The organism is Exiguobacterium sp. s59 (assembly GCF_018617475.1).
Classification (GTDB): Bacteria; Bacillota; Bacilli; order Exiguobacteriales; family Exiguobacteriaceae; genus Exiguobacterium; species Exiguobacterium aestuarii.
This window is the reverse complement of record NZ_JACSKG010000004.1, coordinates 282,668-302,309: the sequence shown is the minus strand read 5'-3', so window position 1 is coordinate 302,309 and position 19,642 is coordinate 282,668. Positions and strand designations below refer to the sequence as shown.

General features: G+C 47.2%; 21 protein-coding genes. 18 read left to right on the top strand and 3 right to left on the bottom strand.

The window, feature by feature from the left end:
* Window positions 1-38: 38 nt before the first annotated feature.
* The 15 genes from KNO91_RS09705 to KNO91_RS09635 all read left to right on the top strand — a co-directional run bounded on the left by KNO91_RS09705 (window position 39) and on the right by KNO91_RS09635 (window position 14,566).
* Entirely contained in the window at window positions 39-590 is a 552-nt protein-coding gene (locus KNO91_RS09705; RefSeq protein WP_214817756.1) for a cob(I)yrinic acid a,c-diamide adenosyltransferase, read from the top strand.
* A 7-nt stretch (window positions 591-597) separates the two neighbouring features.
* On the top strand, window positions 598-1,836 hold the full coding sequence (gene yfmF, locus KNO91_RS09700) for an EF-P 5-aminopentanol modification-associated protein YfmF (protein WP_214794777.1): 1,239 nt from the start codon (window positions 598-600) through the stop codon (window positions 1,834-1,836).
* Complete coding sequence (yfmH, locus tag KNO91_RS09695; protein ID WP_214817754.1) at window positions 1,833-3,092, top strand: EF-P 5-aminopentanol modification-associated protein YfmH; 1,260 nt, start codon at window positions 1,833-1,835, stop codon at window positions 3,090-3,092. The genes yfmF and yfmH overlap by 4 nt, the downstream gene beginning before the upstream one ends.
* Entirely contained in the window at window positions 3,089-3,784 is a 696-nt protein-coding gene (ymfI, locus tag KNO91_RS09690) for an elongation factor P 5-aminopentanone reductase (protein WP_214817752.1), read from the top strand. Before yfmH ends, ymfI begins: the two co-directional genes overlap by 4 nt.
* 93 nt (window positions 3,785-3,877) lie before the next feature.
* Window positions 3,878-4,654, top strand: a complete 777-nt coding sequence (locus KNO91_RS09685; protein WP_012726484.1) for a YmfK family protein — start codon at window positions 3,878-3,880, stop codon at window positions 4,652-4,654.
* Window positions 4,655-4,681: 27 nt separating this feature from the next.
* The gene (locus tag KNO91_RS09680) at window positions 4,682-5,554 is read left to right on the top strand and encodes a helix-turn-helix domain-containing protein (protein ID WP_214817749.1); all 873 of its coding nucleotides are present in this window, start codon (window positions 4,682-4,684) and stop codon (window positions 5,552-5,554) included.
* Between the two features lie 32 nt (window positions 5,555-5,586).
* A complete protein-coding gene (gene pgsA, locus KNO91_RS09675) occupies window positions 5,587-6,165 on the top strand; it encodes a CDP-diacylglycerol--glycerol-3-phosphate 3-phosphatidyltransferase (RefSeq protein ID WP_214787682.1) in 579 nt (192 codons plus the stop codon).
* A gap of 62 nt (window positions 6,166-6,227) precedes the next feature.
* Window positions 6,228-7,454 (top strand): competence/damage-inducible protein A, encoded by a 1,227-nt coding sequence (locus KNO91_RS09670; protein ID WP_214817747.1) that lies wholly within the window; start codon window positions 6,228-6,230, stop codon window positions 7,452-7,454.
* A gap of 76 nt (window positions 7,455-7,530) precedes the next feature.
* On the top strand, window positions 7,531-8,580 hold the full coding sequence (recA, locus tag KNO91_RS09665) for a recombinase RecA (protein ID WP_074033216.1): 1,050 nt from the start codon (window positions 7,531-7,533) through the stop codon (window positions 8,578-8,580).
* A 191-nt stretch (window positions 8,581-8,771) separates the two neighbouring features.
* Window positions 8,772-10,331, top strand: a complete 1,560-nt coding sequence (gene rny / locus KNO91_RS09660) for a ribonuclease Y (protein ID WP_198930002.1) — start codon at window positions 8,772-8,774, stop codon at window positions 10,329-10,331.
* Between the two features lie 48 nt (window positions 10,332-10,379).
* Window positions 10,380-11,174 (top strand): TIGR00282 family metallophosphoesterase, encoded by a 795-nt coding sequence (locus KNO91_RS09655; protein ID WP_214787687.1) that lies wholly within the window; start codon window positions 10,380-10,382, stop codon window positions 11,172-11,174.
* Window positions 11,175-11,200: 26 nt separating this feature from the next.
* Window positions 11,201-11,461 (top strand): stage V sporulation protein S, encoded by a 261-nt coding sequence (locus tag KNO91_RS09650; protein WP_012726477.1) that lies wholly within the window; start codon window positions 11,201-11,203, stop codon window positions 11,459-11,461.
* Between the two features lie 90 nt (window positions 11,462-11,551).
* On the top strand, window positions 11,552-12,172 hold the full coding sequence (locus tag KNO91_RS09645; protein WP_214787690.1) for a histidine phosphatase family protein: 621 nt from the start codon (window positions 11,552-11,554) through the stop codon (window positions 12,170-12,172).
* 122 nt (window positions 12,173-12,294) lie between these two features.
* Window positions 12,295-13,371 carry an L-threonine 3-dehydrogenase gene (gene tdh, locus KNO91_RS09640; protein ID WP_214787693.1) on the top strand — a complete coding sequence of 359 codons (1,077 nt, stop codon included), beginning with the start codon at window positions 12,295-12,297 and terminating at the stop codon, window positions 13,369-13,371.
* Between the two features lie 13 nt (window positions 13,372-13,384).
* Window positions 13,385-14,566, top strand: a complete 1,182-nt coding sequence (locus tag KNO91_RS09635; protein WP_214787695.1) for a glycine C-acetyltransferase — start codon at window positions 13,385-13,387, stop codon at window positions 14,564-14,566.
* A gap of 138 nt (window positions 14,567-14,704) precedes the next feature.
* On the opposite strand, the gene KNO91_RS09630 is transcribed toward KNO91_RS09635, so the two are convergent.
* Entirely contained in the window at window positions 14,705-15,253 is a 549-nt protein-coding gene (locus KNO91_RS09630) for a DUF4256 domain-containing protein (protein ID WP_214817744.1), read from the bottom strand.
* 463 nt (window positions 15,254-15,716) lie between these two features.
* Here KNO91_RS09630 and KNO91_RS09625 point away from each other — a divergent pair, with 463 nt between their 5' ends.
* Complete coding sequence (locus KNO91_RS09625) at window positions 15,717-16,136, top strand: hypothetical protein (protein ID WP_214794788.1); 420 nt, start codon at window positions 15,717-15,719, stop codon at window positions 16,134-16,136.
* A gap of 105 nt (window positions 16,137-16,241) precedes the next feature.
* On the opposite strand, the gene KNO91_RS09620 is transcribed toward KNO91_RS09625, so the two are convergent.
* A complete protein-coding gene (locus KNO91_RS09620) occupies window positions 16,242-17,399 on the bottom strand; it encodes an MFS transporter (RefSeq protein WP_214794790.1) in 1,158 nt (385 codons plus the stop codon).
* A gap of 157 nt (window positions 17,400-17,556) precedes the next feature.
* On the opposite strand from KNO91_RS09620, the gene KNO91_RS09615 reads away from it, so the two are divergent.
* Window positions 17,557-18,507, top strand: a complete 951-nt coding sequence (locus tag KNO91_RS09615; protein ID WP_214817741.1) for an alcohol dehydrogenase catalytic domain-containing protein — start codon at window positions 17,557-17,559, stop codon at window positions 18,505-18,507.
* A 15-nt stretch (window positions 18,508-18,522) separates the two neighbouring features.
* Complete coding sequence (locus KNO91_RS09610) at window positions 18,523-19,071, top strand: GNAT family N-acetyltransferase (protein WP_214794794.1); 549 nt, start codon at window positions 18,523-18,525, stop codon at window positions 19,069-19,071.
* Between the two features lie 48 nt (window positions 19,072-19,119).
* Here KNO91_RS09610 and KNO91_RS09605 read toward each other — a convergent pair whose 3' ends face one another.
* On the bottom strand, window positions 19,120-19,539 hold the full coding sequence (locus KNO91_RS09605; RefSeq protein WP_214787710.1) for a MarR family winged helix-turn-helix transcriptional regulator: 420 nt from the start codon (window positions 19,537-19,539) through the stop codon (window positions 19,120-19,122).
* Window positions 19,540-19,642: the final 103 nt, after the last annotated feature.

Sequence of the window (19,642 nt, the reverse complement as noted above, 5' to 3'; positions counted from 1 at the left end):
CTGAGTCACCATTTGTGGCATTTTGAGGGGGGAGCCGAATGAAACGATATACACGCACGGGTGACACGGGTGAAACGTCTTTGATTGGGAGCCGTGTCGACAAACATCATCCTCAAATCGAAGCGATGGGACTTCTCGATGAATTGAACAGTCACATCGGATTGGCGATTGCGCATCAGACCGACACGTCGCTCCGCGAACAGTTGACGAAGATTCAACACGACCTGTTCGACCTCGGGTCAGAGCTGATGTATACGGATTCGCCTCCAAAAACAGTCGACTTGTCGATTGTGACGGAACTTGAGCGATGGATGGACGAATGGGAGAAGTCTTGTCCGGAACTCGTTCGGTTCATCTTACCAGGAGGAAGCGTGGAGTCGGCGAGCTTGCATGTGGCACGTTCCGTTTGCCGTCGTGTCGAACGGGATTTGACAGCACTCGGTGTCGCTGACCGACAGCTCCCATATTTCAACCGATTGAGTGACTATTTGTTTACGGTCGCACGTTATGCGAATGTTGCCGCTGGCGTACCAGACCAAGAATATGCACGCGGCGCTGCCGTGTTTCAACCAAAACGAAAAAAGGAGTGATCGGCTGATGAAAGGAATCGAACAGTTCCAACATCAATTGCACTACTCGGTCTATCCGACCAAAAAATTTAAAACGACGACGTGCCTCGTCTCGTTTGCGGCTCCGCTGTCTGAAGACACGGTGGCAGACCGAGCACTACTTCCATTTATCATGGAAAAATCGACGGAAGCATATCCATCCATTGAATTATTTCACACACCGCTAGAAGATTTGTACGATACAAACCTTTACGCAGGTGCATCAAAAATTGGCAAAGAGCATGTCATTCAATTTCAGCTCGAAGTCGTCAATGACCATCTCGTCGGAGAAGACGTTCTTAGTCAGGCGATTCAATTGCTCGAAGAAGTACTGTTGCGTCCGAACGTCTATGACGGCGCGTTTCAACCGCTCATTGTGGAGCAAGAACGTCGATTGCAGCGCCAGCGAATCGAATCCGTCTATGATGACAAGATGCGCTTCGCCCAGCAGCGTCTACAAGAGATGCTCGGAGGCGAACTCGCCATCCCTTCACTCGGAACGCTCGAACAGCTCGACCATGTCACACCGAAATCGCTTTTCGATGCATATCAATCGATGATTCAAAACGACCGCGTCGACATTTATGTCGTTGGTGATGTCGACCGTGCACAGGTCGAACAGGCATTCAACCCGCTCGAATCGCTCGGGACGCGTCAACCGCGACGTTTACCTGAACCGAGTCGAGGAGAATTCAAGCGCTTAGAAGAACATCAAAACATCAAACAAAGTAAACTTCATCTCGCCTATGCGCTTGATGTCGACCCTCGCACAGAAGATGCGATTCGTATGCAAGTCGTGAACGGATTGTTCGGGGGCTTCCCGCATTCGAAGCTGTTCATGAACGTCCGTGAAAAGGAAAGCTTGGCATACTACGCCGCTTCGCAGTACAGTTCGCTTAGTCGAAAGCTATTCGTCTATGCAGGAATCGATGCATCGAATCAGCAGAAGACCGAACAAATCATCGAAGAACAATTGAAAGCTCTTCAGGCGGGTGAGTTTGAGGACGAGACGTTGCAACAGACGAAAGAACTGTTATTCCACCAACGTCGTCAGCTAGGAGATAGTCCACGCCAGTTGATTGGGTGGATGAGTGGCGCAGACATACGGCCGTTTTCGCTCGATGAAGAGGTTGCGATCATCGAAAATACGACACGCGACCATGTCATTGCGCTTGCGAATGAGATCACGCTCGAAGCTGTCTATTGCTTGAAAGGAGGAGAAGCATGAAACTAGATTTCCCAAACGTTGGAGAGACATTACATCACCACGTTCTTGATAACGGCCTCTCCGTATATTTATTGAAGAAGACTGGATATGAAAAAACATTCGCGACGTTCACGACGAAATACGGTTCAATTGATCGTCGCTTCAAATTAGAGGATTGGATAGAGGTACCAGACGGCATTGCTCACTTCTTAGAGCATAAAATGTTCGAGAAAGAAGATGGCGACGTCTTCCAGCAGTTCGGCCGCCAAGGAGCATCGGCGAACGCCTTCACTTCATTCACGCGGACGGCCTACTTGTTCGGCGCGACATCGAACGTCCCGGAAAATGTTCAAACACTACTCAATTTCGTTCAGGAACCATACTTCACGAAAGAGTCGGTAGAGAAAGAGAAAGGCATTATCGGTCAGGAGATTCAAATGTATCAAGACAATCCGGGATGGCGTCTTTATTTCGGATTGATTGAAGCGATGTATGTGACACATCCAGTCAAAATCGATATCGCCGGTACAATCGAATCGATTTCAAAAATCACCGCAGAAGATTTGTATACGTGTCATCGGGCGTTCTATCACCCTAGCAACATGGCGTTGTTCGTAGTCGGGAACATCGAGCCAGATGAGATGCTCGAACTGATTCAAAGCAATCAGGCCGCAAAATCATTTGACGCACCACCGTTGAGTGCTCGTGAGACGATAGATGAACCGGCCACGGTTCGTCTATCAGAGCGCGTCATTGAGATGGACGTCTCGGTCCCGAAAGTGATGATTGGCTATAAAGATGTCCCGCAAGCAGGGGAAGCCGGCCTCAAACAAGAGTTGACGGTGGAACTCCTCATGCATGCACTCTTCGACACGACAGCCCCGCTCTACACGGAACTGTATGCGGAAGGTTTGATTGATGATGCGTTCTCATTTGACTATACGTCAGAAGAATCATTCGCTTTTGCCGCCTTGTCGATGGAAACGTCTCAAGTCGATGCCTTTGTCGAGCGTGTCACGAGTGCATTAGAACGTCCACTCGAGCTCAATCAAGAAACGCTCGATCGTAAGAAGCGGATGATGCAAGGGCAATTTTTAAAAGCGTTGAATTCACCAGAGTTTATTGCGAACCAGTTCTCACGCTATGCCCTCAATGATGGAAACTTGTTTGAGATTCCGAATTTGATTGATGCGATTACATTAGATGAACTTTACGAATCATACGAGCGTTTGTTCCGCCGCGAACAACGTACGGTATGTGTCGTCAAAAAGCCATGAAGACGTTGATTGTTGGAGCGAGCGGTGCCATTGGACGTGCCGTCTCGCTCGCTTTTCGTGAAGACCATCTTCTCCTGCATGCGAATCAAGGTCATGTAACGATCAGTCGCATGATTGAGTCGGAAAGGTTACAGGCGGAAATCGTCACTTGTGACTTATCCGACCGTGAAGCAGTAGAGAAATGGATAAAGTCGATTGATACCGTTGATCGAATCATTTATGTAGCAGGCCACGCGGTACATGGTCTCGTCGTCGACCAATCGATTGATGAGCTGGACCATCTCTATGAGGTGCATGTACGCGCCATGGTTCGATTGATTCAAGCCACCGTAGCCTGTAAACCGTATGACCATCCACTCGATATCGTCATTGTCTCGAGTGTTTGGGGCGAAGTCGGAGCAGCGGCTGAAGTATTTTACTCTACGGTCAAGGCGGCTCAAATCGGGTTCGTTAAAGCGTTCGCGCGTGAAGCGGGACCGTTCCATGTTCGGATCAATGCCGTGACGCCAGGGTGGATTGATACGCCAATGAATGATACGGTAGAAGAGTCGAAACAAACCGTGATGGACGACATTCCTCTTGGACGTCTAGGTTCCACTGAGGACGTGGCGAAGACGATTCGTTTTTTATGTTCACCGGATGCTTCATATATGACTGGCACCGTGTTGCGCATTGATGGCGGTTGGCAATGATCTCGGCATGATGCAGAAACCAGTTCTTTTCAATTCTTCTAAAATAATTTAAAATAGGCTAGGTAGCAAACTCGCTCGAAAGGATGGTTGAGGATGGAACATAAATTCGAAGAGTGGTATCTCGAGTATGAATTGTGTCAAAATCGACCGGGTATCCTTGGAGACATCGCGTCTCTCATGGGGATGCTTCAAATCTCCATCGTCACCATTAACGGCGTCGACCTCCAGCGTCGAGGCATGTTGCTCAAAGCTCCTGCAGCTGATCACGTCCATCGACTCGAGCATATTTTAAAACGAATGGAAGCCATCGCCGTGATCAAGTTGCGTCGCCCGAAGTTACGGGACCGAATTGCGATTCGACACGGGAGATACATCGACCATGACAGTGATGATAAGAAAACGTTCCGTTTCGTCCGAGAAGACTTAGGGATTCTCGTAGATTTTGTCGCAGAGCTGATGAAAGAAGAGCGTCATCTGTTGATTGGCGTACGGGGAAACCCGCGTGTCGGCAAGACAGAGTCAATTGTCGCAGCAAGTGTGTGTGCGAACAAACGGTGGCTATTCTTGTCATCGACACTGATGAAACAGACCGTCCGGACCTCTTTATTTGAAGAAGAGCGTGAAGGTGATCATGTATACATAATCGATGGAGCTGTCTCTACGCGTACGATGGATGAGCGACATCGTCAACTGATCCGTGAGGTTATGCGGTTGCCTGCCGTAAAAGTCATTGAACACCCAGACCTTTACGTCCGAAACACCGATTGCGTGTACGAAGACTTTGATTATATTATTGAATTGAGAAACAATCCGGATGAGACAATCATCATCCCACAAGAAACACATCGTGAGTCAGAATGGTTTGAATAATTATGTGAATGGAAGGTGTGGACCCCTGTGACAGAACTAGGGACTTTTTTGAAACAAAAGCGTGAGGAGAGCGGATTAACGCTCGACCAAATCCAGCAGACGACGAAGATTCAAAAGCGCTATATCATCGCGATCGAGGAAGGTGATTACAAAAATCTCCCTGGCTCTTTCTATGCACGGGCGTTCATTAAAACGTATGCGGAGTCACTCGGTCTCGATGTGGATGAATTATATGAGACATACGCTAAAGACCTACCAAAAATCGAAGCACAACCCTCCGTTCAACTTTCTCGGAAAAAGACGTATTCAAAAGCGTCAGAGTCGACAAGTCGGGTGTCGAGATGGGTTCCGAAAGTACTGCTTGCCCTCACGGTATTCTTGCTCATTACAGCAGTTTATTTTGCGGTGAGAAGTATCGACTTCGGCGGACAAGAAGCGAGTCCGGCCGAGCCGCCGAGTTCTGGTGTCACAGTCGACCAGAATGAAGACGTCCCGGCGGATGAACCAGCCGAGGAGAAACCGGCTTCTGAGGAGCCGGCTGAAGAAGAACCGCCAGTAGAGTCTGGTCCGATTGCGGTAACAGAATCGAACGGTGCGGACATCACTTATGAGATAGCGACGAGTGATAAGCTGTCGACCGAGATTTATGTGAAAGAATCACCAGCCTCATATGTCGGTGTTCGTGATACTTCACTAGAAGGTCCGTTCCTTGCTCCTGAGTATCCGAACCAATCGAAACAGAACCCGATTGTCATTGAAGACGCTGAAACGGATACGCTACGTATCCGAATCGGACTAATCGCAGGTGTTGAGAAAATCGTCGTCAACGGTCGCGAGCTCGAGCTTCAAGAGTCTCCGGTCACACAAAATATTTTTGTAAAGAGAGTCGACGCAGAATAAGTCGACTCTCCTTCTAAGAGGAGGCGTTCTACATGAACCTACCTAACCGATTGACGATGCTACGCGTGGTCTTGATCCCCGTATTCGTCGTCTTACTCGCTGTTGATTTTGATTGGGGAAACATCGCCTTTTTAGGTGCTGATATCCCACTTCACCAATTTATCGCTGGTGTCATCTTTACCATCGCGGCCATTACAGACTGGTTGGACGGTCACTTGGCGCGAAAACACAATTTGGTCACGAACTTCGGGAAATTTATGGACCCGCTTGCGGACAAGTTACTCGTTACAGCGGCACTCGTGTTGCTCGTCGAGATGGACCTCGTTGCCGCATGGGTGGTTGTCGTGATTCTTTCTCGTGAGTTTGCGGTCACAGGTCTACGACTAGTCGCTGCCGACGAAGGGATTGTCGTTGCGGCAGGTAAGTCGGGCAAAGCAAAAACATGGGTGCAATTGTTCGCCATCATTTTCTTACTATTCGGTAATCCGATTTTCAGCTATGTCGGTATCCCGTTCGGGGAATGGGCGATGTGGTTGGCACTCGCACTAACGATTTACTCCGGAGCCGAGTATTTCGCACAAAACTACAAGATTATTGTGAAGTCGATGTAAGTCGACAGAGACGAGTTGGTTGATCTAGCTCGTCTTTTTTTTGAAGTCGAGGAGGAAATAAGATGAAACGAGCCGAAATCATTGCGGTAGGAAGCGAGTTGCTCTTAGGGGAAATCGTCAATACAAATGCGAGTTACATATCGGAACAACTATCGAAATACGGTGTCTCCGTCCTGTATCATCAAGTTGTCGGCGATAACGCGGAACGGATGCGTGAGACGTTTGAGATGGCGCGTCGTCGTTCAGACCTCGTAATCGTCACAGGTGGGCTCGGGCCGACGGCAGATGATGTCACGAAGACGGTCCTTTCAGATTTGCTTGAGCGCCCGATTGTACGAGATGAAGCAGCATTTCATACGATTCAACAATTCCTTCGTTCACGTAACCGTGAGATGAATGAAGGGGACGCTCGTCAGGCGGATGTCTTGGCTGGTGCTGATGTTTTACAAAATCCGGTCGGTCTCGCTCCTGGGATGTGGATTGAAGGGGAGACGACGTGGATGCTCCTACCAGGTGTGCCTCGTGAAATGCGAGCGCTCGTCGATGTGACGTTTCCAAAAAAGTTTTCAGGCGCGACGCTCGTCTCGGAATCGCTACGATTTTATGAGATTGGAGAATCTGCACTCGATGATGCCGTTAAAGACTTATTGAACGGATCGAATCCGACCGTTGCACCATATGCCGAAACGGGAGAGGCGAGACTGCGAATCAGTGCTCGTGCGATTAATGAGACGGCTGCAAGAGCGATGATCCAGGAAATGAAAGCTGAAATTTTAAGTCGCGTCGGTTCTTATTATTTCGGATCGGATGATGAGACGATTGCCTCATACCTCGTGCAATCATTGACACGTCATCATCAAACACTCGCAATCGCCGAATCGTTGACCGGTGGAGAAGTTCAGTCGATGATTACATCGACCCCGGGAGCATCGGCTGTCTTTTTAGGTGGTGTCGTTACCTATTCAGATGAGCTAAAAAATAGGTATTTGGGGGTTGCTCTTGATACAATTGAACAACACTCAGTCGTCTCAAAAGAAGTTGCTTATGAGATGGTAGATGGATTAGCCGATCAAACGAATGCGGACTACGCACTCTCCTATACAGGTGAAGCCGGACCGACCTCGAGCTCGGGACGTCCTGTCGGTACGGTATATATCGGCGTGAAGACGCCGAGAGGAATCGAGGTCATCGAACGGATGTATCCGCACCAAGAACGTAACGTCATCCGGATGCGAGCTGCGAAAGATGGGTTATGGGCATTGATTCAACGAATGAAAAAAGGCGAATAAATGTTCGTAAAAAACTTGTGTATCGCTATATGTTCACGTATAATGAAAGTATCAATTAAAGGAGGCTCATTTATCTATGAGTGATCGTAAACAAGCGTTAGAAATGGCATTACGCCAAATTGAGAAACAATTCGGTAAAGGCTCGATTATGCGCCTTGGTGAAAATACAGACCAGCAAGTATCGGTCATCCCTTCTGGGTCTATTGCCCTCGACGTCGCACTTGGAGCGGGTGGATATCCACGCGGTCGTGTCATTGAAGTGTACGGACCAGAATCTTCAGGTAAGACGACTGTTGCCCTTCATGCGATTGCAGAAGTTCAAAAGCGTGGTGGTCAAGCTGCATTCGTCGATGCTGAGCACGCACTCGATCCAAAGTATGCGAAAAATCTTGGCGTCAACATTGATGAGTTGTTACTCTCTCAACCAGATACAGGGGAACAAGCGCTAGAGATCGCTGAAGCGCTCGTTCGTTCGGGAGCAGTTGATATCCTCGTTGTCGACTCGGTTGCGGCACTCGTACCGAAAGCCGAAATCGAAGGGGAAATGGGAGACTCGCACGTCGGTCTTCAAGCTCGTTTGATGTCACAGGCTCTTCGTAAATTGTCTGGTGCAACGAACAAGTCGAAAACGATTGTCATCTTCATCAACCAAATCCGTGAGAAAATTGGGATTATGTTCGGTAACCCAGAAACGACACCTGGTGGTCGTGCCTTGAAGTTCTACTCTTCAGTACGTCTCGAAGTACGTCGTGCGGAGACACTCAAGCAAGGTCAAGACATGGTCGGGAACCGTACGAAGATCAAGATTGTAAAAAACAAGATCGCACCACCTTTCAAGACGGCGGAAGTCGACATCATGTACGGTGAAGGGATCTCACGTGAAGGGGAACTCATCGACATCGGTGCAGACCTCGATATCGTGCAAAAGAGCGGTGCTTGGTACTCGTTCAATGAGGAACGTCTCGGTCAAGGTCGTGAAAACGCGAAGCAATACATGAAAGAAAATCCAGCAATCGCTGCTGAGGTGGAACGACAAATTCGTGACCACTACGGCTTGAACGGCGAAAAAACGGTCACAGTTGAAGGGGAAGATGACGAAGTTCTCTCGCTTCTTGATGACGAATAAGTATACGGTCTCACTCGAAATCATTCGAGTGAGATTTTTTTAGTATAATTTTTTAGGCAATTGGTAGTTCTATCCTGTCCGTGCATTGCATTCTCCTGCTTAAATAAGTACAATAAAGTTATGCGCGGGCTTGCCTGCGTTACTCACTTATTAAAAAAATAAAATAACCTTGCGAAAGGGAGGTGAACATGATGGAATGGCAATATATGCTTATTCTGATCCTCCTTTTGCCGATAGCTTTTGTTGCAGGTTTTTTTGTGCGTAAATCGATCGCCGAAGCGAAGATTCAAGGTGCCGAGACGGAAGCGACCAAGATTGTAGAGCAAGCAAAACAACAATCGGAAGCGATGCAAAAAGAAGCACGGCTTGAAGTAAAAGAAGAGATGATTCAACTTCGTAATGAGACGGAACAAGAATTACGTGAACGTCGCGAAGACCAGAAAGTGAAAGAGAATCGCCTCGTTCAAAAAGAAGAGCTTCTCGACCGCAAAGCAGACATGCTCGAGCGGAAAGAAGATTCGCTGGATGAACAGGAACGCGGGCTCGAAAAACGCAAGCGTGAAGCAGAAATGCTCGAAAGCAAAGTGGAGGAACTATACGAAGAGGCACGCCAAGAACTTGTACGCGTGGCATCCCTCTCGAAAGATGAAGCACGTACCATCATCATGGACGAAGCGAAGCAGGAAGCGCTTCACGATGCTGCTCTCCTTCAAAAAGAAATCGAGCAAAAAGCAAAACAAGAAGCGGATAAAAAAGCGAAACACCTCTTATCTCTCACGATGCAACGATACGCTGCTGAACATGTCGCGGAGACGACGGTATCCGTTGTCAACTTACCGAGTGATGAGATGAAAGGTCGCATCATCGGGCGTGAAGGACGTAACATCCGTACGCTTGAGACGTTGACTGGGATTGACCTCATCATTGATGACACACCAGAAGCTGTCATTTTGTCAGGTTTCGACCCGGTTCGCCGTGAAATCGCAAAAATGACGCTTGAAAAACTCGTTCAAGACGGTCGGATTCACCCGGCTCGAATTGAAGAGATGGTTGAGAAGTCTCGTCGTGAAGTGGACGAACGCATTCGGGAATACGGGGAAGAGGCTACTTTCGAAGCCGGTATTCACGGACTTCATCCAGACCTCGTCAAGACGCTCGGTCGCATGCGCTATCGTACGAGTTACGGTCAGAACGTCTTGTCTCACTCGGTCGAGGTGGCACACCTTGCCGGGATGATGGCAGCGGAACTCGGTGAGGACGTCACGCTCGCGAAGCGGGCTGGACTCTTACACGATATCGGGAAAGCGATTGACCACGAAGTCGAAGGCAGTCACGTCGAGATCGGTGTAGAGCTCGCGACGAAGTACAAAGAGCATCCGGTCGTCATCAATTCGATTGCTTCCCATCACGGGGACGTCGAAGCGACATCAACGATTGCGGTACTTGTTGCAGCGGCTGACGCATTGTCAGCGGCTCGCCCAGGGGCCCGTCAAGAGACACTTGAAAGCTACATTCGCCGTCTCGAGCGACTCGAGTCGATTTGTGAGTCGTTTGAAGGTGTCGAGAAATCGTATGCGATTCAAGCAGGACGCGAAGTCCGTATTATCGTTCGCCCAGATGTCGTCGACGATGTCGTCGCTGGTAAGATGGCACGCGATATTTGTAAACGAATCGAGGATGAGCTTGACTATCCTGGACAAATTAAAGTGACGGTCATTCGTGAAACACGTTCCGTCGATTATGCGAAGTAAACAAAGCGGAGAATTTCTCCGCTTTTTCTGTTTGAGGGAGGATTTTATATGAAAATTTTATTTATCGGTGATGTGGTCGGTAAACCAGGTCGAGATATTTTAAGCAATCAGATTGGACGATTGAAAGACAAATACAATCCGACGTTCATGCTCGTGAACGGGGAGAACGCGGCCAATGGGCGCGGCATCACGAAAAAGATTTATCAACAGTTTTTAGAGCTCGGCTTTCATGGAGTGACGATGGGGAACCATACGTGGGATAATCGCGACATCTTTGATTGGATTGACGATGCCGACCGAATCGTCCGCCCGGCCAACTATCCTGACGGAACTCCTGGAGTCGGGGTGATGAAATTGAAGCAGAATGGGAAGAAACTTGCCGTGATCAACGTCATGGGTAATGTGTTCTTACCATCTCTCGACTGCCCGTTCCGTACTGTCGATCGTCTCATCGAAGAAGTGCGAGACGAGGTCGATGCGATCTTCGTTGATGTTCACGCTGAGGCGACAAGTGAGAAGATTGCGATGGGTTATCATCTTGACGGGCGTGCCCAAGTCGTCGTCGGGACGCACACACACGTACAGACCGCAGATGAGCGTGTTCTGCCGAACGGAACGGCCTATATTACAGACGTTGGGATGACCGGCCCGCTTGACGGGGTGCTCGGAATGGATGCGTCGGTCGTTTTAAAAAAATTTATGACACAACTCCCAGTTCGGTTTGAAGTTGCCGAGGGACGGGAACAACTTAATGGAGTTTTCATTACAATCGATGATCAGACGAAACGAGCGACAAAAATCGAACGAATACACCTAGATGATCAGACCGTCTGGTTTGATTGAACAACCTACCCGAGGGGGAAACAAGAATGGACGTACTCAAAGTTTCGGCAAAATCGAACCCTAACTCCGTTGCGGGTGCTTTAGCGGGTGTGCTACGTGAAAAAGGAACGTGTGAGATACAGGCGATTGGGGCAGGTGCACTGAATCAGTCCATCAAAGCCGTCGCGATCGCCAGAGGCTTCGTCGCGCCAAGCGGTCTCGATTTGATTTGCATTCCAGCCTTTACCGATATTATGATTGACGGAGAGGAACGCACTGCCATCAAGCTCATCATCGAGCCACGGTGAGCGGTCGGGACATAGGTCCTATTCTTGTGAAGAGGAGCCATCGGCGCGGATGGCTCCTCTTTTTATGGTGAAGTCAAAGGAGTGATTAAGGTGTTGCAGTTATATATTGTCAGACATGGGCAGACAGAGTGGAATAAAGAAGGACGTCTACAAGGGCGACAGAATTCGCAGTTAACGAGTGAGGGGGTACTGAATGCGGAAAAGTTAGGTAACAGACTTCGAACGATTAAATTCGAGTCTGTTTATGTGAGCCCAAGTGGTCGAGCCGTTCAAACGTTAGAAGCGATGAACGTATCTTTAGATACACCTGTACATATCTTAGATGACTTGAATGAAATCTCATTTGGTGATTGGGAAGGGAAGGCAGAGCATGAAATCGAACGAATGGATGTATTCGAAACTTTTTGGTCAAATCCAAGTCAATATGATCCTCAATCGAATCAAGGGGAAGAACTGATAGCTTTTACGAGTCGTATTTCGAAAGTGATTCATCAAATCATTCAGTCGAACGAACACGGCAATGTTCTGATTGTGACACACGGAATGGTGATTCAGGCAATATTGAGGGAAGTGCGACAAGTCAATCTGTCCGAATTGTGGTTCGATGACGAAATCGAAGGAACGAGCTTATCGATTATTGAGTTTTCAACGCAAGGATTTAAAGAAATGCTGATTGGAGACACCTCCCATCAACTGAGTGGAACATATTAAGACTAGACATCAGAAGAATGTCATAAAAAAATCATGATGCATCTTCTCAGTTTCGTCATTTTATGACAAGATGATAAAGAACGTATCGTTCGATCATAAGAGACAAGAGGGGGACGTTTTCAATGGAACAACTCGTGTCAACCACAGAGACGGAAACAACGACACCAGTAATGAAAGCGATTCAAAAACACACGGCCGGGTTTGGGGCAAAGCTAGTCGAAGTACCCGTTCCGACACCGGGACCTGGAGAGGTACTCATTCAAGTCAAAGCGACATCGATTTGCGGGACCGATGTCCACATCTATGAGTGGGATGAGTGGTCACAGAGCCGCGTTAAACCACCGTACGTATTCGGTCATGAGTTTTCGGGAGAAGTCGTGGCACTCGGGGAAGGGACGAAGCGCATCAAAGTCGGACAGACAGTGTCCGCTGAGACGCATATCGTCTGTCATCAATGTAAACAATGCTTACGTGGACAATATCACATCTGTAAAAACACAAAAATCATTGGTGTGGATACGCAAGGCTGTTTCGCAGAATATGTCGTCATGCCTGAAGAGAACCTTTGGGTGAACCCGGAAACGATGCCGGCAAAACTCGCATCCATTCAAGAACCGCTCGGAAACGCGGTGCATACTGTGCTAGCGAGTGACGTATCCGCCAAATCGGTCGCCATCGTCGGATGTGGACCAATCGGTCTCATGGCAGTCGGCGTTGCCAAAGCAGCTGGCGCGAGTCGCGTTTATGCGATTGATGTCAACCCGTATCGTTTGAAACTTGCTGAAGAGATGGGAGCGGATGTCGTCATCAACAGCTTAGAAGAGAATCCGCTCGAATTAATCGAACGCGAAACAGATGGAGATGGAATCGACGTCGTCTGTGAGATGAGCGGACATCCAATCGCCATCGACCAAGCGTTCAAAATGGTCACGGCAGGTGGGGACGTTAACGTCTTGTCACTTCCAGCTCGTCCGGTCGCCATCGACCTCACACGGGATGTCGTCTTTAAAGGCGTCCGTGTACAAGGCATCACGGGACGTAAGATGTACGAGACGTGGGGCCAAGTCTCGACGATGCTCGCGACGGGTCAATTGAATGTCGAACCAATCATCACACACGTCTTCAAGCTTGAAGAGTTTGAAAAAGGATTCGAACTCATGCGGGCAGGGAAATGTGGAAAGGTCGTCTTACTACCATAAAGGGGGAAACAACATGGCATTTGAACATATTACAGAAGCAATCAATGAGATGAAAGAACAAGGGACGTTCCGTAAGCTCGTCCCGCTCGAATCGGCACAAGGGAACGAAGTGACAATCGACGGGAAATCACTCGTCCAGTTGTCATCAAACAACTATCTCGGACTTGCGAACCATCCGCGATTAAAACAAGCGGCAGTTGAAGCGGTCGAACAGTACGGTGCGGGAACAGGATCGGTTCGGACGATTGCCGGTACGTTCGAGATGCACGAAGCATTTGAGCGCGAACTTGCAGAGTTCAAACATACAGAAGCATCACTCGTCTTCCAATCAGGATTCGCGACGAACCTCGGGGTCTTGTCTGCACTTCTCGGACCAGAGGATGTCGTCATCAGTGACGCACTCAACCATGCGTCGATTATCGACGGGATTCGTCTTACGAAAGCAGCGCGACGCATTTATAAGCACGTCGACCTTGAAGACTTGGAGAAGGCGTTAAAAGAGACACAAGATTATCGGACACGTCTCGTCGTAACGGACGGTGTGTTCTCGATGGACGGGAACATCGCACCACTTCCAGCGATTGTCGAACTTGCAGAGAAATATGATGCTGCGGTCATGGTTGATGATGCTCACGCATCCGGCGTTCTCGGGAAGAACGGTCGCGGAACGGTCAACCACTTCGGTTTGGACGGTCGTGTCGCGTTACAAGTCGGGACGCTTTCAAAAGCGATCGGAGTTCTCGGCGGTTACGTCGCCTGTTCACAAGACGTGCGGGATTACTTGATTCATAAAGGTCGCCCGTTCCTCTTCTCGACATCACATCCACCGGCAGTCGTTGCGGCGAACCGTGAGGCAATCCGTGTCATGAAAGAGGAAGAAGAGTTGTTCGATAAGCTATGGGCGAACACGGAATTCTTCAAGAACGGACTTCGCGACCTCGGCTTCGATATCGGACATGCGACAACACCAATCACACCGGTCATGCTCGGTGAAGAGACGCTCGCGCATACGTTCTCGGACAAGTTGAAGGAGCACGGCGTATTCGCACAGAGTATCGCCTTCCCAACAGTTGAGCGCGGAAAAGCACGCATCCGGACCATCGTCACAGCGGAGCATACGCGAGATGACCTCGAACGTGCACTCGAGGCGTTTAAAACGGTAGCGGAAGAGTTGAATGTGACACTACACGCATGAATGAGGACTGCAGACGATTTGTCTGCAGTTTTTTGATGGAACCATAGTGAAATACCGAAACAAATTATTTATATTTCAATTACCGTAATTTGATTTATAGATTTTCATGCATAAAAGAAGCAAGGCGCATTGCCTTGCTTAAATCACGAGTATTCCTCTAAATCCTCGAGCCGCATAATAAGAGTCTGCACCATTGTGGTAGAGGAAGGTGTGATCATAGCGACGGTCGCAGAATAGGGCGCCACCTTTTTGGCGAATGGTGTCTGGTGTGTGAATCCAACTCGACGTCTTCAAATCGAATGCACCGAGTGTTTGTAAGTGTCGGTATGTTTCTTCGTCGAGAAGGGTTATGCCCATCTGTTCAGATAAGGCGACCGCGCTTCCGACGGGCTTATTCTTTTTACGTGCCTCAAGAGCTGGTTCGTCATAACAGAGGCTTCGTCGACCGCTCGGACTCTCGACTGAACAGTCGCAAAAAGCGAGATCTCCGTTAGCTAGACGAATTACGTCGGGTTCGCCTCCTGTCTGTTCCATTAATGAGAGTGTAGCCAACTTGTCCTGATTAATTTGAATTCGTTCCAATACGTCTGACCACACTTCGTCAGGATGACGTTCAACGTTTTCGGCAAAACGAGACTCTAAGGTATTTAGTAACTCGAGGGTTTCTTCCTGTGAAAGTTTCGACATGGAAATCACTCCGATCATTTGTTTCTTCTAGTATACGATATGAGTCGATACTGTTTGTCTATTCCATTGTGAGAAAGGGGAATCCAAATTGAATTTTGATGAAATAAACGTTGAGCATCTAAAGGTAAACTCATTTCAGACAATGGATCTGTTCACATTGAAAACAGACTATTTGAGTCGATTGCCTGTCAGTTCATATCGAGTCACAGATTACTGTGAACTTGACGTGATTATCACAAAGTCACAATTAGGACGACTTCGGTACGTTGATTTGACCTTGCCTCTGGGCGTTTATATAGAGGAACAACTCCTTTTCTTATACGATCCATATCGTCGAGAAATCTATTCATCCCATGAATTTGTCAATCATCTAAATGATCATAGTATCTCGACTGTTGATTTCTTATGTGCTAATAGTCGCAACTTTCATGATCCTGATTCGTATTCACTAAAGAGTGAAAGAATGTTTAACTTACCGTTGGATAGCAGCTGGAGGGAGTATGGGTTACCAAAAGTGACGTCGGCCCCATCGTTCATCTCCCGACTATTAACATTACTAGACGTTTCTTCTTTTCAGGTGGTGTCGAAGAAAAATCGATTTCTATCTGATCTCAAAAAATGGGCAGATGTGAAAAAGTGTGAATACAGTGTCGAGTATTACGGAAAATGGATGTGGTCGAATGAGTATATGATGACCTGTCATCTTCCAAACGTATCTGAAGTTGAACTTCTTCAATTGATTACGATGATTGAGGAGAGTGATGAGTTGGAAAGCTTTCGATTTTTGATTGAGACCGAGGCAAGCTTTCTGTCACTTTTTATTTTAGGAGATGTGAAGCGAGGCTATGGCGTAGGAGTATTTCAATACGAGAGTGACGAATAGGGGGAAATGAAACACTGGATTGTCATTGAAAAGGACGTCCAACTATTTATTTCGGTGGAAAATTCTATACTTAAGGCGCCCTCTCTTAGAGAAGGCGCCTGTTGTTTATACAGATGATACGGTTAACATGGACTGTTCAGTCAATCGCCCAATCCAAATCAACGGAAGGGTCAAAAGTGCTCCGAGAAGGTAAACCGAATCGATCGGTAGGCCGTCCGCGAGAAGACCGAACAATAAACTTCCTATACTGAATGCGAGGGCGTATCCCGTTTGTTGCACACTATATACATAAGGAAGCTGTGTAGCCGGGATCCGGTCTTGAATGACGGTATTTGTCTGAATGATCCGCATTTGTGTGGCTGCCCCTTGAATGACTAACGCCAGAATCGCAAACGCGAGATGTGCAGTCATGCCGAACAAAATGGCAGCGACAATGGATAAGATGACAGTCGACGATAGCGAGGGTGCGTATCGTGATCGATAAAGGTAGGCACTCACCGCAATCATGCTGATCAAAAAGGATGCGTTAAGCGTTCCCCACCAGCCCGTATCAACTTGTAAATGTCGCTCGAGATAGACGAGAAGCAAGGCGGAAATCCAAAGTGTACTGACGAAGGATTCATACGTGACAAACCAGGTCACGCGACGTGCGAATGGTGACGTCTTTACATAAGTGAGGCTTTCAAGTAAGGAAATCGATTCATCCGTTTCGTCATCCATCACGTCTTCCGTAAGCGATTGATTGAAGTAAAACGTCACGATTGTGGAGAGGCTGAAAAGAATGAGCGAAACGATTAACGCAAAGGCACTCGACATGAGAGAGACGAGCATCGTGCCAATTGGCCACATCGCGAGTTGGATGAACTGATTGGACCCTTGAACTAGGCTGTTCGCTTGTTGACGATTCGTCGTCAATCTTGGGATAAATGACGCTTGGATCGGACGCGCGAACCCATCGAGGAATGCAATCAACACGACAAGTCCGAGAACAAGAATCGAATCCGTGAAGAGAACGAGTACAAGGGTGACCGTCTTCATCAGTTGTGACAGGACGAGCGTTTTCCCGAGCGAGAAGCGACTGAGGATGCGGGCGAAAAAGAGGCCGCTGAGCGTCATACCGGCAGTCACGGCAATCGGGAAGCTAGCCGCCATGAGAGCGGACCCAGTTTGTTGATACAGCAAGGCAATGAGCGCGACGATGTATAGGACATCGCCAATGTTTGCGAGCCATTGGCTAACGAGCAGTGTGTAAAACGATTTCATCACAAATCTCCTCCGAATCTATTCAATTAGGTGGGTTGGACGAATCGTTTTTACACATTTTCACCTCTTCATAAAATGATATAAAAATAATTATACAAAATTTGATGAATTCTGTAAACTTGTCATATGGGTGAAATTGTCATAGTGGGAGGATGAAATGATTCAACAAGCTTTGAAACTCGTAGGTAAAAAGAAGTTGGAGTGGGTTACAACACGAATACCGACTCTTGAGGCGGATCAGGTTTTGATTGAAACCATCGCTACTGCCATTAGCATTGGTGCAGAGATTCCCCAATTTGAAGCAACGGATTTGACTGATGCAAGTCCGATCTATCCTCGTAAAGTGGGATATGAGAGTTATGGAAGGGTTGTAGATAAGGGTGAGAATGTCACAACACTCCATGTTGGCGACCGAGTAATTGCCTTTTATGGGCAACAAACGTATGGGATTGTCTCTGAACAAAAAGCGTTTTATGTTCCACCTGAAGTAGACTATGAAACAGCGTTGTTAGCGATTTTATCTTGCGATGCAGCGAAAGGAGTTAGAAAATTAGCACCATCTTCTACCGATTCGGTCATTGTTTCCGGTCTGGGAACGATAGGGTTACTCGCAATCTATTATCTACGCACCTATTATGGTGTGACGATGATTGATGCGATTGAGCCAGATTCGAATCGAAAAGAACTGGCTCATACGTTTGGAGCTTGCTGTGTATATACCCCGAATGAGGTGAAAGAGAGCTTTTATGATTACGGCATTGAATGTTCGGCTCGCAATGATGGATTCATGAACCTTCAAGAAGCTGTTAAGCCGAATGGATCGATCTGTATTTTATCAGACGGTAATCGAGAAGAATTGGTGCTACAACCTCAATTTTATGAGAAAGAACTACATATTGTTGGGTCTAGTGATGGCTGGGATTATACAGAACACTTCAGCTGGTATTTTGAAGCGAGTCGGCGAACTCCATACATAAAAGAGATTTTTGAGTTAGACATTGAACAAGATAGCTTGATTGGTACGTTTCAAGAATTAAGTGAAGGTGTCATCAATCCAATTAAAGTTTCCGTGACATATAAAAACGAAAATACATCATTTGATGAGTGAGAAGGATGGATTCATATGCTTGATTATAAAATAAATGACGATATAACACTGAGAATGTTTAATGTAGAGGACGCGGAAGCATTATTTCAACTGACGATGGAATCGAAACCTTACCTAAGAGAGTGGCTGGGGTGGCTTGATTATATCGAGTCAGTAGAGGATTCAAAGCAGAACATAGAAGGACGAATCAAAGGATTGATTGAAACGGGTGGATTCCCAAAATCGTTCGCTTTGATGTATAAAGGCGTGCTTGCCGGGACGATCGGATTCAACGAAATCGACCGTGGTATCAAATGTGGTACGATCGGTTACTGGCTCGGACAAGATTTTCAAGGCAAGGGAATCATGAGTCAGGCACTCGAGACAATCATCGAATATGGATTCCGTGATCTTAATCTAAATAAAATTGAGATTCGAGTCGCGACAGAGAACTTGAAGAGTCGGGCTCTCCCTGAACGCTTTGGCTTTAAAGAAGAAGGGGTCATTCGAGATGCGGAATGGCTATATGATCGTTATGTCGACCATGTCGTTTACGGGTTGCTACGGAATGAATGGGTAAGATAAAAATAGGAAGGACATTCTCTCTTGATGGGAGAATGTCCTTTTTGCAAGTCAATAATCGGTTTGTATGATAATTTCTAATGACTTTTTTAAAATTTCCACATCTCGATCCGATAAATGGTCGAAAACTTTTTCATTCAGTTCGATTGTCGCAGCTTCGATTCCACTTCTCAATTCTTCAGCTTTTTGAGTAGGTACAACCAATACGTTTCTACGATTATCAGGGTCAATCGAACGCTCGACGAGTCCTGCCTTTTGCATTTTATCGAGTATTCCTGAAATTGTCGGAGCCTCTAAATATAACTTTTCTGCAATCTGTTTCGGGGAAAGTTGTCCTTCCCTCCATAAACAATTCAATACCCCATATTGAGCTGGAGTCACTTCATATTCTTCTAGTAGCTTGCTGAAATATTTAAAAACCTTATTCTGGCTTGCGCTTAGTAAAAAGTTAATACAATCTTTCAATTCCATATCGTTCTCCCCTTATCTTGACACTACTTATCATATCATGTTAAATTTCGTGGTGAAACAGTTTTGGTACAAAACAATTTGATATGCGAATCTAGGTTTGACA

Coding starts and splice junctions, on each gene's coding strand:
- KNO91_RS09670 (WP_214817747.1), top strand. CDS start 6,228: ATGAAACGAGCCGAAATCATTGCGGTAGGAAGCGAGTTGCTCTTAGGG.
- pgsA (WP_214787682.1), top strand. CDS start 5,587: ATGAACCTACCTAACCGATTGACGATGCTACGCGTGGTCTTGATCCCC.
- tdh (WP_214787693.1), top strand. CDS start 12,295: ATGGAACAACTCGTGTCAACCACAGAGACGGAAACAACGACACCAGTA.
- KNO91_RS09610 (WP_214794794.1), top strand. CDS start 18,523: ATGCTTGATTATAAAATAAATGACGATATAACACTGAGAATGTTTAAT.
- yfmH (WP_214817754.1), top strand. CDS start 1,833: ATGAAACTAGATTTCCCAAACGTTGGAGAGACATTACATCACCACGTT.
- KNO91_RS09650 (WP_012726477.1), top strand. CDS start 11,201: ATGGACGTACTCAAAGTTTCGGCAAAATCGAACCCTAACTCCGTTGCG.
- KNO91_RS09705 (WP_214817756.1), top strand. CDS start 39: ATGAAACGATATACACGCACGGGTGACACGGGTGAAACGTCTTTGATT.
- yfmF (WP_214794777.1), top strand. CDS start 598: ATGAAAGGAATCGAACAGTTCCAACATCAATTGCACTACTCGGTCTAT.
- KNO91_RS09625 (WP_214794788.1), top strand. CDS start 15,717: ATGTTTAACTTACCGTTGGATAGCAGCTGGAGGGAGTATGGGTTACCA.
- KNO91_RS09655 (WP_214787687.1), top strand. CDS start 10,380: ATGAAAATTTTATTTATCGGTGATGTGGTCGGTAAACCAGGTCGAGAT.
- KNO91_RS09620 (WP_214794790.1), bottom strand. CDS start 17,399: ATGAAATCGTTTTACACACTGCTCGTTAGCCAATGGCTCGCAAACATT.
- recA (WP_074033216.1), top strand. CDS start 7,531: ATGAGTGATCGTAAACAAGCGTTAGAAATGGCATTACGCCAAATTGAG.
- KNO91_RS09635 (WP_214787695.1), top strand. CDS start 13,385: ATGGCATTTGAACATATTACAGAAGCAATCAATGAGATGAAAGAACAA.
- ymfI (WP_214817752.1), top strand. CDS start 3,089: ATGAAGACGTTGATTGTTGGAGCGAGCGGTGCCATTGGACGTGCCGTC.
- KNO91_RS09605 (WP_214787710.1), bottom strand. CDS start 19,539: ATGGAATTGAAAGATTGTATTAACTTTTTACTAAGCGCAAGCCAGAAT.
- KNO91_RS09685 (WP_012726484.1), top strand. CDS start 3,878: ATGGAACATAAATTCGAAGAGTGGTATCTCGAGTATGAATTGTGTCAA.
- KNO91_RS09630 (WP_214817744.1), bottom strand. CDS start 15,253: ATGTCGAAACTTTCACAGGAAGAAACCCTCGAGTTACTAAATACCTTA.
- rny (WP_198930002.1), top strand. CDS start 8,772: ATGGAATGGCAATATATGCTTATTCTGATCCTCCTTTTGCCGATAGCT.
- KNO91_RS09615 (WP_214817741.1), top strand. CDS start 17,557: ATGATTCAACAAGCTTTGAAACTCGTAGGTAAAAAGAAGTTGGAGTGG.